General features: G+C 62.7%; 12 protein-coding genes. 9 read left to right on the forward strand and 3 right to left on the reverse strand.

What is annotated here, in order from left to right:
* Nucleotides 1-173 precede the first annotated feature (173 nt).
* From cysS to K1X12_RS05625, 8 genes are all read left to right on the forward strand, one after another.
* Nucleotides 174-1,559, forward strand: coding sequence for a cysteine--tRNA ligase (gene cysS, locus K1X12_RS05590; protein WP_220986637.1), 1,386 nt, complete (start codon nucleotides 174-176; stop codon nucleotides 1,557-1,559).
* Nucleotides 1,544-2,122 carry a SixA phosphatase family protein gene (locus K1X12_RS05595; protein WP_220986638.1) on the forward strand — a complete coding sequence of 193 codons (579 nt, stop codon included), beginning with the start codon at nucleotides 1,544-1,546 and terminating at the stop codon, nucleotides 2,120-2,122. Before cysS ends, K1X12_RS05595 begins: the two co-directional genes overlap by 16 nt.
* Nucleotides 2,119-2,739, forward strand: coding sequence for an exopolysaccharide biosynthesis protein (locus tag K1X12_RS05600; protein WP_220986639.1), 621 nt, complete (start codon nucleotides 2,119-2,121; stop codon nucleotides 2,737-2,739). The genes K1X12_RS05595 and K1X12_RS05600 overlap by 4 nt, the downstream gene beginning before the upstream one ends.
* Before the next feature lie 184 nt (nucleotides 2,740-2,923).
* Complete coding sequence (locus tag K1X12_RS05605) at nucleotides 2,924-3,367, forward strand: iron-sulfur cluster assembly scaffold protein (protein WP_220986640.1); 444 nt, start codon at nucleotides 2,924-2,926, stop codon at nucleotides 3,365-3,367.
* Complete coding sequence (gene yidD, locus K1X12_RS05610) at nucleotides 3,367-3,687, forward strand: membrane protein insertion efficiency factor YidD (protein ID WP_220986641.1); 321 nt, start codon at nucleotides 3,367-3,369, stop codon at nucleotides 3,685-3,687. The genes K1X12_RS05605 and yidD overlap by 1 nt, the downstream gene beginning before the upstream one ends.
* Before the next feature lie 273 nt (nucleotides 3,688-3,960).
* A complete protein-coding gene (gene thrS / locus K1X12_RS05615; protein ID WP_220986642.1) occupies nucleotides 3,961-5,943 on the forward strand; it encodes a threonine--tRNA ligase in 1,983 nt (660 codons plus the stop codon).
* A 42-nt stretch (nucleotides 5,944-5,985) separates the two neighbouring features.
* Nucleotides 5,986-7,221, forward strand: a complete 1,236-nt coding sequence (locus tag K1X12_RS05620; protein ID WP_220986643.1) for an O-antigen ligase family protein — start codon at nucleotides 5,986-5,988, stop codon at nucleotides 7,219-7,221.
* A complete protein-coding gene (locus K1X12_RS05625) occupies nucleotides 7,214-8,020 on the forward strand; it encodes a glycosyltransferase family 2 protein (RefSeq protein WP_220986644.1) in 807 nt (268 codons plus the stop codon). Before K1X12_RS05620 ends, K1X12_RS05625 begins: the two co-directional genes overlap by 8 nt.
* A gap of 76 nt (nucleotides 8,021-8,096) precedes the next feature.
* On the opposite strand, the gene rpmE is transcribed toward K1X12_RS05625, so the two are convergent.
* The gene (gene rpmE / locus K1X12_RS05630; RefSeq protein WP_011648164.1) at nucleotides 8,097-8,315 is read right to left on the reverse strand and encodes a 50S ribosomal protein L31; all 219 of its coding nucleotides are present in this window, start codon (nucleotides 8,313-8,315) and stop codon (nucleotides 8,097-8,099) included.
* Nucleotides 8,316-8,489: 174 nt separating this feature from the next.
* On the opposite strand from rpmE, the gene K1X12_RS05635 reads away from it, so the two are divergent.
* A complete protein-coding gene (locus K1X12_RS05635; protein WP_220986645.1) occupies nucleotides 8,490-10,322 on the forward strand; it encodes an ABC transporter transmembrane domain-containing protein in 1,833 nt (610 codons plus the stop codon).
* Nucleotides 10,323-10,328: 6 nt separating this feature from the next.
* On the opposite strand, the gene K1X12_RS05640 is transcribed toward K1X12_RS05635, so the two are convergent.
* Nucleotides 10,329-10,490 (reverse strand): hypothetical protein, encoded by a 162-nt coding sequence (locus K1X12_RS05640; RefSeq protein ID WP_220986646.1) that lies wholly within the window; start codon nucleotides 10,488-10,490, stop codon nucleotides 10,329-10,331.
* Nucleotides 10,491-10,767: 277 nt separating this feature from the next.
* The gene (locus K1X12_RS05645; RefSeq protein ID WP_220986647.1) at nucleotides 10,768-11,331 is read right to left on the reverse strand and encodes a hypothetical protein; all 564 of its coding nucleotides are present in this window, start codon (nucleotides 11,329-11,331) and stop codon (nucleotides 10,768-10,770) included.
* Nucleotides 11,332-11,534: the final 203 nt, after the last annotated feature.

The following is an 11,534-nucleotide window of genomic DNA, read 5'->3' on the forward strand; positions in this document are numbered from 1 at the left end:
ATAGAATTCTTGGCTTTCCCTGCGGAAGGTGATAGCCAGCCCGGCATGTCGAGAGCCGCTTTTGCATGTCCCGCCTGCCGTTCCTGTTGCTGCTGAGCCTGCAACGGGCCATAGGGCTGGCCAAAGCAAAGCCCTCGCGCTGACCTCACGACATTCCTGACCCAAGAGACAAAATGACCCTCCGAATCTACGACACCGCCGCGCGCGCCAAGCGCGTCTTCGAGCCTCAGGACGCGAAGCGGATCACCATGTATGTCTGCGGCCCGACGGTTTATAACTATGCCCATATCGGCAATGCCCGCCCGCCGGTGGTGTTTGATGTGCTGCGCCGCGTGCTGATGGCGAAGTATGGTGAAAGCGCCGTGGTTTATGCCCGCAACATCACCGATATCGAAGACAAGATCATCGCGGCCAGCCTGTCGACCGGCGAGCCCATCGAAGCGATCACGAAGAAATACGCGGAAATCTACAATACCGATGTGGCGGCGCTGAACGTCATTCCGCCAACTATCGAGCCTTGGGCGACTGGCCATGTGGGCGAAATGATCGAGATCATCGAGAAGTTGGTGCGCAAGAAATACGCCTATGTCGGCGAAACGGGCGTCTGGTTCTCGGTGCCATCGATGCCCGATTATGGACGCCTCTCGGGCCGCAAGCCGGAAGACAATGAAGCTGGCGCACGCGTGGCGGTCGATCCGGACAAGCGTGATCCGGCAGACTTCGCGCTCTGGAAGTTTGCAAAGCCCGGCGAGCCGGAAGACGCGATCTGGGACAGCCCCTGGGGCCGCGGCCGGCCTGGCTGGCATATCGAATGCTCCGCCATGGCGGCCAAGCATCTGGGCAAGACGATCGACATTCATGGCGGCGGCATTGACCTGTCATTCCCCCACCATGAGAACGAGATCGCCCAGTCCGAATGTGCCCATGGCGCAGAGCTTGCCCGTTACTGGATGCACAATGGTTTCCTCGACATGGGCGGGGAAAAAATGTCGAAATCGCTCGGTAATGTGGTGACTGTGCACGACCTGCTGAAAAGCTGGCCGGGCGAAGTGCTCCGCTTTGCCCTGCTGACCGCGCATTACCGCGCCCAGCTCGACTGGACCGAGGACCTGCTGAAGCAGGCCAAGACAACGCTTGACCGGATCTATGGCGCTCTGCGCCGCGTATGGGACGCTGAAGGTGGTCAGGCGCGCGACACTGGCGTCCTGCGGGCTCTGGAAGATGACCTTGGCACGCCCGACGCGCTGGCGGAGCTTTCGCGCATCGCTGGCGAAGCCAATACAGCGGCTGACCAGAAGGACGGCCCTGCGATGGCGAATGCGCGGGCAAACCTGCTCGCCGCCGGAAAACTGCTTGGCCTGCTCACCAAAACACCCAAGGAGTGGGAGCAGGGCGGCGATACGGATGAGAACAGCCGGATCGACGGTCTCGTGCAGGCCCGTGTTGCCGCGCGCGTGGCAAAGGACTGGGCCGAGGCGGACCGGATCCGCAAGGCCCTCGCAGAAGAGGGGGTCGAGATCATGGATGGTCCGGCAGGCAGCACATGGCGGCGCATCTGATCCGTCGCGGCTTTCTCGCGCTTCTGGCCGTCGGCCTGCTTTCAGCCTGCATGGCATCGCCGTCACCGGCGCCCGTCGAGGCCCCCGCGCCTGAGGCGTCGGCAGAGGTTTCCCGCCTCTTCCTTGTGCGCCATGGCGAGAAGGAAACCGGAGCTGACCCGGCGCTGACTGCCGAGGGTGCTGCCCGTGCGCAGGTTCTGGCGGAACGCCTGGCAGGCGAGGGCGTTACGGAAGTATGGTCCACCGCAACCCGCCGCACACAGGAAACCGCGCGCCCGCTTGCGCAGGCGCAGGGCCTCACCATTCAGACTTATGATGCTTCTGCCCTTCCGACATTCGCAAACCAGCTTGCAGAGACGCCCGGCGTGAAGCTCGTGGTCGGGCATTCTAATACGACCGACGCCCTCGCTGCGCTGCTGGGCGCCGATCCCGGCCCGCCGATCGATGAGGCGGGCGAGTTCGATCGGCTGTATGTGATCACGGTGTCTGACACGTATCAGGTCGGGTCGGAGATCCAGCGTTATGGCGCCCCGTTTTCGGGTGGAGAAGATACCACTCAATGAACCGCCAAGGCACCAACGTTCCGGTTACCAACCTGCGCACGATGTTGCGCTCTCTCGTTCTGAATACGGATGGCGACGAGGTCACGGTAGACGAGCTGCTCCATGCCATCGGGCGGCGGGCGCATGGTCCGGTCTTCCTTCTGCTGGGGTTTATCGCCGTCAGCCCCCTGACGATCATTCCCGGCGCGAACTGGTTCATTGCGACGGTAATTCTGGCTTTTGCCCTGCAGGTTGTGTTCGGCCTCCGTCGCCCGTGGATGCCCAAGGGGGTGACCGAGTTCAAGTTCAAGCGGGACCACCTCGTCCAGGGCGTGGCCGTCAGCGAGCGCTATGCGCATATGGTCGACGCGCTGGTGAAGCCCCGACTGACATTCCTCACCGAGGCGCCTTTTATCCAGCTGGTTGCCCTGATCTGCGTGTTCGCCGCGCTGATCACCTATCCGCTTGGTTTGGTGCCGTTCGGCCCATTGCTGCCCAGCCTTACAGTGTTGCTGTTCGGCCTTGCCCTGACAGCGCGCGATGGCGCAGTCCTGTTGCTGGCGGCCTGTGCGTTTGGCGGCGCAATTCTGCTGATGGTGAAGCTCGCGCCGCGCCTGATGGCGCTTCTGCCGTTCTGAGGCGGCGAAGTCTCTCCAATCATTAAGTTGACCTAGCGTTATGCGATCGGCATCGACGCGGCATGGCCATCCGGCCTCATTTCTCCACTTTCGCAATTGCGCCCGTCCGGCCTGCTGATCTTGTCAGGCCGGACGGCTTTTTGCCCCCTTGTTCCCGGTCGCGCGCCGGGCCATCTAACGGGCCATGAGCGAGCTCTATCACAATCGCATCCTCGAACTGGCCGCCGACATTCCCAATGTCGGCCAGTTGGGCAACCCTGAGGGCGAAGCCCTCAAAGTGTCCCGAGTTTGCGGTTCAACCGTGCATGTTTCCATCATCCTCGATGAAACAGGGGGGCAGGTGAAAGAAATCGCTGTCGATCCAAAGGCTTGTGCGCTTGGTCAGGCGGCAACGTCGATCCTTTCCTCCAATGCGGTTGGAGCAACCGTTGGAGAAATTCGGGCGGCCTTTGAAGCGCTCCGCGCCATGCTGAAAGAGGGCGGCCCGCCACCTGAAGGGCGCTTCTGGGAGCTGCGCCATCTGGAACCTGTGGCTGACTATCCGCCTCGCCACGCCTCGACACTGCTGGCCTTCGAGGCTGCCGTTGCTGCAATTGACCAGGCGCTGGCGGCAAGGGCGGCAACCTGATGAGCCTGCGCCGGTCAGCCGCCTACGTGCTCCTGGCCATCTACAAGCATGGCCCCAGCCAGATGTTCCAGCTGTTCGGCGCCCGCTGCCAGCATACGCCCACCTGCAGTGAATACGGCGCTGAATGCGTGGCGCGTCATGGCTGGTGGCCGGGTGGCTGGATGACGCTCGCCCGGTTCATTCGCTGCCGTCCAGGCGGCAGTTACGGATATGATCCCGCGCCGGAAGCAAAGCCCTCCGTTCCGTTCTGGCAGCCCTGGCGCTATGGCGATTGGGCGTCTGGCCCTCGAGGCGCAGTTGAATCGTCGCCCGATGCGTGACATATGAGCCCCATGAACGCAGGCTTCTTCCTCACCGGGCTCACCCCGCGAACTCGTCAGGGTGCATGACGCACTCCTGAAGGCGCCCTGATGCCTGCATCGCGCGCTCCGTTCATGCACCCGCACAAGTAAGCCGACCCGGCTGCCCCTGAAAACGGGGTAGGATTTCCGGTAAAGCCGCGTTAATCACGGCCCGCCAGAACCTTAGCCGGATTCCCAGATTTTCCCTGCGGGAACATGCCGTTCCGCAGCCCGCCAAAGAAACATAGACCCATGATCCAAGTTACGCTGCCCGATGGCTCGAAACGCGAATACCAGGATGGCGCCTCGCCGCTGGACGTTGCCGAGTCGATCTCCAAATCCCTCGCCAAGAAGGCACTTGCCGCCAAGGTGGATGGCCAGATGTGGGATCTCGTCCGCCCGCTCGATGGTGATGCCGAAGTGGCCATCATCACGGACCGCGACCCCGAAGGCCTTGAGCTGATCCGCCATGACGCCGCCCACGTTCTCGCCCAGGCGGTCCAGGAGCTGTACCCAGACGCCCAGGTGACGATCGGCCCCGTCATTGACGATGGCTTCTATTATGACTTTGCCCGCAAGGAGCCGTTCTCCACGGAAGACTTCGAAAAGATCGAAGCCAAGATGCGTGAGATCGTCGACGCTGATTATCCGATCATCCGTGAGGTCTGGCAGAAAGAGCAGGCCATCGAGACGTTCAAGTCGATCGGCGAGGACTACAAGGCCCAGATCATCGACGACATCATTCCTCCGGGCGAGGCCATCACGGTGTATCGCCAGGGCGACTGGTATGATCTCTGCCGCGGTCCACATCTTCCGTCCACGGGCAAACTGCCCAAGGCGTTCAAGCTGATGAAGCTCGCCGGTGCCTACTGGCGCGGCGATCATCGCAACGAAATGCTGCAGCGGATGTACGGCACGGCCTGGGCGAATGAGAAAGATCTCAAGGCGCACCTTCACCGTCTTGAAGAGGCCGAGAAGCGCGACCATCGCAAGCTGGGCGCGCAACTGGACCTGTTCCATCTCGACGGCATCGCCGCTGCCGGCTCTGTCTTCTGGCATCCCAATGGTTTCCAGATCTGGCGCCAGATCGAAGCCTATATGCGCCGCCGCCTCGATGCGTCGGGCTATGAGGAAATCAAGACGCCGCAGCTGATGGATTCGGTCCAGTGGGAGAAATCCGGCCACTGGGGCAAGTATCGCGAAAACATGTTCATCGTTCCCGATTTCATTCCGGAAGGGGATGAAGGCGTGGAAATCTCCGTGCCCGAAGACGCCCGCCTGATGGCCCTGAAACCGATGAACTGCCCGGCCCATGTCGAGGTGTTCAAGTCCGGCCAGAAATCCTATCGCGACCTGCCGCTGCGCCTTGCCGAGTTTGGCTGCTGCCACCGCAACGAGCCGCACGGCGCCATTCATGGCATCATGCGGGTTCGTCAGTTCACGCAGGATGATGCCCACATCTTCTGCCGCGAAGATCAGATCGTCGAAGAGTCGATCCGGTTCTGCCGCCTGCTGGAAAGCGTGTATCGCGATTTTGGCTTCGAGAGCATCGCCGTAAAACTCTCCACGCGGCCGGATGTGCGCGCGGGCGACGACGCCACTTGGGACCGGGCAGAGAAAGGCCTGAAGGATGCCGTCGATGCGGCGGGCCTGCCTTGCGAGATCCTTCCCGGCGAAGGCGCCTTCTATGGTCCGAAACTGGAATTCCAGCTGACAGATGCCATCGGCCGCGTCTGGCAATGCGGCACGCTGCAGCTCGACTATGTGCTACCCGAGCGTCTGGGGGCGGAGTATACGGCGTCTGACGGCTCCAAACAGCGCCCCGTCATGCTGCACCGCGCGATCCTCGGATCGATGGAGCGGTTCATTGGTATCCTGATCGAGGAGTTTGCCGGCGCGTTCCCGCTCTGGCTGGCGCCGGTGCAGGTCGTCGTGGCCGCGATTTCGGATGATGCTGCCGGCGAGTATGCTGAAGAGGTGGCTGCTGAGCTGCGCAGCATCGGCCTCCGCGCTGAGGTCGACCGCCGCAATGAGACGATCAACTACAAGGTCCGCGAACATTCCCTGCAGAAGGTTCCCGTGATCGCCGTGGTTGGCGCGCGTGAAGCAGAAGAACGCAAGCTGGCGCTTCGCCGGCTTGGCTCGAATGGGCAACAGATCATCTTGCTCGACGACGCCAAGCAGCAGCTGGTGGATGAAGCCCTTCCGCCAGACCTGAAGCGTGCCCGCAGCTAGTCTGAGATGACAAGCCCGCCGGGATTGGCCAGAGTAAGTGGCATGGCATACGGACCCGTCTTTGCCGGACTGCTGCTGCTCTGGCCGCTTCTTGCCGTCCTGGGCACGCTGGGCTTTGCGCCGCTTCTGGGCCTGACGGGTATTGCCGCGCTGTTGTTGGCGCGCCCCCGCATGCCGCCGCCGGTCTACTGCCTGTTTGCGATTGCCTTTGTAGGATGGGCGGCGATCAGCGAGCTTTGGTCTCCTGCTTCGAAAGGCCTGTTCAGCGGCAATTTGCTTGAGGGCAATTTCGCGATCAAGGCGCGCAGCGTGATCGTCGTTCTCACGGCGCTTTTTGCGATGCTGACACTTGCCGGTGCGTTGCGCTCGCAGCTGACCCCGCGCACACGTCGCTGGATTTATGGCGCACTGATTGTGCAGGGCGTGCTCGTGTTCCTTTCGGCGGTTGCTGCCGGGCCGGTTCTCGCGCTCATCTATGGCACTGACCCGAATATTGCGGATGGTGTGCAGAATGTTGGGCGCAACACGAACGCATTCGCGGTTGTTTTGCCAATTCTGGCGGCTGCGCTCGGTGCACAGGGAGACCGGCGGGGCATTCTTGCGGCCTGCAGTCTTGTGCTGTTGACACTGCTGGCAGCGCTGATGATGGACAATCACTCAACCGTCTTTGCCATCGTCGGAATGATTGGAGCGGTCATGCTGGTCCGCTTCCTGCCAAATCTTGGCTTCCGCTGGTTGTTCGGCCTTATCGGGGCGAACATAGCTGCCGCGCCGCTTGTGATGAGCCTTATCATCCGGGGGCTGTCGAGCATCGACGCGTATCTTCCCGCCTCATTTCGTTCCCGTGTTGCGGCCTGGGAACTTGTCATGTCGCGGGTCGGTGAGTCGCCCTATGTCGGCCATGGCCTCATGGCGAGCCGAACTTGGCGAGACAGTTATTCGGATTTTCCCGCTCTTGCTGCGAAGTTCCCTGAAACTTGGGCCCTATATCCTGTCGTGCCAGGCCATCCGCACAATATGCCTTTGCAGATCTGGGCGGAAACCGGTCTGATCGGCGCAATGCTGGCCGCCTTCGCTGTAATGACGTTCGGTTTCCGGTTGCCGCGGCCGGCAGATTTCTCGCCTGCGACGCGTTACGCCATCGCCGGAATGGCGGGCGCGGTGTTCAGTATCTTCAACTTTTCCTACAGCGTCTGGAATGAAGCGTTCTGGTCTGGTCTGGCTCTTTCTGCTGCCATGCTGATCCTGCTGGACCGGTCGCGGAGACAGCATGACTGACCGTGTGGCGGCGTTGGTGGTCACCTATCACACCGGCCCGCGCCTTCTTGAATGTCTCTACGCTCTGAAGGCCGAACCGACGGTTTCGGAGATCATCATTGCGGACAATGGCAACCCAGCGGCAGTGCAGGCATGGCTGAAGGCGTTTGCGGACGCCGCCCAGGGCAGGGTGAAGCTTCTGTGCTTGCCAAATCCCGGATTTGGCGCTGGCGTGAACCGCGCTGCTGAAGAGACCGACGCGGAGCTGCTGCTGGTTATCAATCCGGACTGCGTGTTGCGGCGTGGTTCAGTTCGGCAGCTTTCTGACGCGCTAGGCGGCGCGCCTGCACCGGCCATTGTTGGCGGGCGTATCTTTGGGGTCGACGGCATTGAGCAGCGCGGCGCGCGGCGCAATACGCTGACGCTGGCAACTGCTCTGGGGCTTTCGCGCTGGACATTGGAGACAGATCCGCCGCCCTCGGGACCGATCAGGGTTGGGGCGATTTCCGGCGCGTTCTTCCTGATGCGGCGGGCAGACTTTGAAACCTTGGGCGGTTTCGACGAAGGTTACTTTCTGCATGTCGAGGATGTGGACCTCTGCCGGCGCGCCATCGATGCAGGTGGCGCAGTGATTTACCAGCCAGCGGCTGGAGCATTGCATTATACTTCCACATCGAACGCGCCGTCTGACTTTGTGCGAGGCCACAAGGCGAAGAGCCTGGCACGATATTTCCGCAAGTTTGCCAGAGGTCCGATTGAGCGGGCGCTGGTGGAGCTGACCGTTCCGTTCATGGCGCTTGCCTTGAAAATGCGCCGCTGAAAGGCTGCGGAACGAAAAAACCCCGGTCCGAAGACCGGGGTTTTTCACGCAACGCATCGCGTTAAGGCGAGAAGCCTTACACGAAGCCTTTGAACTTGTCTTTGAAGCGCGAAACGCGGCCGCCGCGGTCAAGGCTCTTGCCTTCGCCGCCGGTCCAGGCCGGGTGCACTTTCGGGTCGATGTCGAGAACCATGCGGTCACCCTCTTTGCCCCAGGTGGAGCGGGTCTGGTACTCGGTGCCGTCCGTCATCACCACGGTGATGAAGTGGTAGTCGGGATGCCCTTCTTTCTTCATGGACTGGGCCTCTCTCTCATGTGCCGTGTCATAATGGGTTGACGCATTCGGGTGCGCTGGCATGTCTCAGCCGGAATTCGAAGAGGGCCGTATAAGGGAAAGGCCCGGCCCCCGCAAGGGGCGCTGACAGGGATTCGGCAACAGTCGGACCAAACAGGGAGAAATGCCGGGCATATGGCCGATTCCAGCGCCAATATCGTTGACGATCGTCGCACCACCCTGCCGGAAGGCGGGGAGGCGATGAGCCGCCCAAAGGCACGCAGCCTGAAGCCGCTGGCGCTCTTGTGGCCTTATGTGCGCAAGCATTGGATCACGGTTTCGGTCGCGCTGCTGTTCCTTGTGGCCGCCGCCGCTGTCAGCCTGATGATCCCGATGCTGCTGGGAATGGCCGCAGATGCGGGGCAGAAGGCTGGGCAAGACCCTGCGCGCCTCAAGGCGCTGATTGACCAGGCGTTTCTGTGGGTGTTTGCCGCTGCCGTCGGTTCCGGCGTTCTGGGCGCGATCCGCTTCTATTTTGTGTCGCGGTTTGGCGAACGTATCGCCGCCGACCTGCGGCGGGATCTTTATTCTCACCTGCTGAAGCTTTCCCCGGCCTACCACGCAAACATGCGTTCGGGTGAGGCGGTATCGCGGCTGACGGCGGATGTGACGCTGATCGAGACGTTTCTGGGCTCTTCCGCCTCGCTGGCGGCCCGGACGCTGATCACGACGACCGGCGCGCTGGGCATGATGCTGGCGGTGAACTGGAAACTTGGCCTGACCCTGCTGGCGATGCTGCCGATCGCCATTCTGCCGGTGATGGGCATCGGGCGGGTCATCCGGCGGATGTCCAATGTGGCCCAATCGCGCCTGGCCGATGCCGGCGCCGAAGCGGCTGAGACGCTGGACGCCATCGAGCTGGTGCAGGCTTATGGGCGTGAGCGCGGGCAGCTTTCGGCATTCCAGACGGCGATCGAGGCGACCTTTGCGGCCGCCATGCGCCGGACGGGCGCGCGGGCGATCATGATCGTGCTGGTATCGGTGCTTCTGTTCGGCGGCTTTACCGGCGTGCTGTGGATGGGCGCGCGGGCGGTTGCCACCGGGGAGATGAGTTTCGGCGACCTGGCGGCGATGGTGATGTATGCCGCGTATGCCGGTTCGGGTTTTGGCATGCTGGCGGAAGTTTACGGCGAAGTGATGCGCGCGGCAGGCGCGGCAGACCGGGCTGCCGAAGTGCTGCGCGCCGTGCCGGAGATTGCGGCGCCGGCGAGGCCCAAGGCGATGCCGGAGAAGGGTGACGGCGCGTTGCGGTTTGACAATGTTTCCTTTCGGTATGGCGAGGCTTCGACTTCGGCGCTTGAGAGCTTTTCGCTGGATGTGAAGCCCGGCGAGTTCGTGGCGCTGGTCGGCCCCAGCGGGGCGGGCAAGACGACCGTGTTCCGGCTGGCGCTGCGCCTGTTTGATCCGCAGGCGGGCGATATCCGGCTGGACGGGATTGGTTCGACCGAGGCTGAGCCAGGCGATTGGCGGAGGCGGTTTGCCTATGCGCCGCAGGAAGCGGCGCTGTTTACCGGAACGGCCGCGGAAAATATCCGTTTCGGCGATGCGTCGGCGGACGATGCTGTTCTGGAGCAGGCGGCGCGGATGGCCGAGGCCATGGGCTTTCTCAATGAGAAGGAAGGACTCGCGACGGAACTAGGCCAGAAGGGGCGCAGCCTTTCAGGCGGGCAGCGCCAGCGGATTGCGCTGGCGCGCGCGCTGGTGCGCAACGCGCCGGTGCTGCTGCTGGACGAGGCGACCTCAGCGCTCGATTCCGAAAGCGAGGCCGCCGTGCGCCGGGCGATCGAGAATGCGGCGACCGGGCGCACGACACTGGTGATTGCCCACCGCCTGTCCACCGTCCGCCGGGCCGACCGGATTATCGTGATGGAACACGGCCGGATCGTGGAAGAGGGCACGCATGAAAGCCTGGTGGCACAAGGCGGCCTTTATGCCCGGCTGGCAGACCTTCAGTTTGCGGAAGGCTGAAAGGCGTCAGGCCTTCTTGCGATCCCGCTTGAAGGCGCCGTCCAGCGTGACCGAGAAAGCCAGCGACAGGATCAGCGGCACCCAGATGGGCAGATTGCCGAGGCCGGGCGTTTCCAGCGCTGCGGCCAGATGATCGTCGACACACCACCAGAGAAGCCAGAGCCACATGAGAGACCTCCTTTGTCTTGAGGGAGTGAGTCTAATCTGTAGGCGAGGGGAGGGCTATGGTCTTCATTTGGTGTCTTCTTGCGTTTGTCACCCTCGATGCGCGGGAGCGCATCTGAGGGCCCATCTCCTGATCCTTCTCTCTGCGCCTGCTTCACGGTCTGAAGCTGGGCCCTCAGATGGCCTTTGGCCATCGAGGGTGACGAGGCGTATAGTCCAGCACCTTCATCCTCCCCTGCGAAGCGGGGGAGGTGCTGAGCGTCAGTGAAGCGGAGGGGGGCTAGGAACTGTTGAGCCCCGCCCAAGCCTTTGGCCGCGCTTCTTCATCGAGGCGCAGGATCAGCGCGTCGGTCCATGGCGCGAGGCGGCGGAGGATGTGGGCCGGGACGGGAATGTCTTTCAGGCTTGCGCCTTTCCGCCTGCGGAGGAGACGGGCGAGGCGTTTGGCATGTTTCTCGGGATCATTGAGCACGAGGGCGAGGCGGCGCGCGGCCTCCAGCATCATCGCCCATTGGAGGAAGGGCGGGTCTGCGGTTTCGGATTTCGATGACCTCGAAGGCGCGCAGGCTTCTTCGATGAGGCGGAAAAGCGGGTCGCGGCGCGCTTGGAGTTTCCCTGGAGTTTCGTTGGAGTTTTTTGCGGAAACGCCAACGGCGCGATCCGGAAGCATGATCTCTGCGGCGAGGACATGGATGTAGCGACGGATGAGGGCGGCAGCGGCGGCAAGATGCGCGCGGGCCTCGCTGGCGATGCCGGTGAAGTGTTCGGGCACCACCCTGCGCAGGAGCTGGCGCAGGGCGCCGAGCACGGCGGCGATGCGGGTCCAGAGTTCCGGGCGGGGCATGTGATCGAACATGACCGCGAGGATGGGGAGACGGGAAGCCGGGCGGATAAGGTGTACCGCGAACGCAACAGGCCGTCTTCCCGGTTTCGCCGCAGGCGAAGACCGGGATCCAGGGAGAGCCTTGTTTGCGGGACTTTCTGGGGCCCGGACATTTGCTCTCGCAAGTTCCGGGAAGACGGACGGAGGGGTGCAGGGTGTTGGAC

This window comes from Hyphomonas sediminis (assembly GCF_019679475.1).
Classification (GTDB): domain Bacteria; phylum Pseudomonadota; class Alphaproteobacteria; order Caulobacterales; family Hyphomonadaceae; genus Hyphomonas; species Hyphomonas sediminis.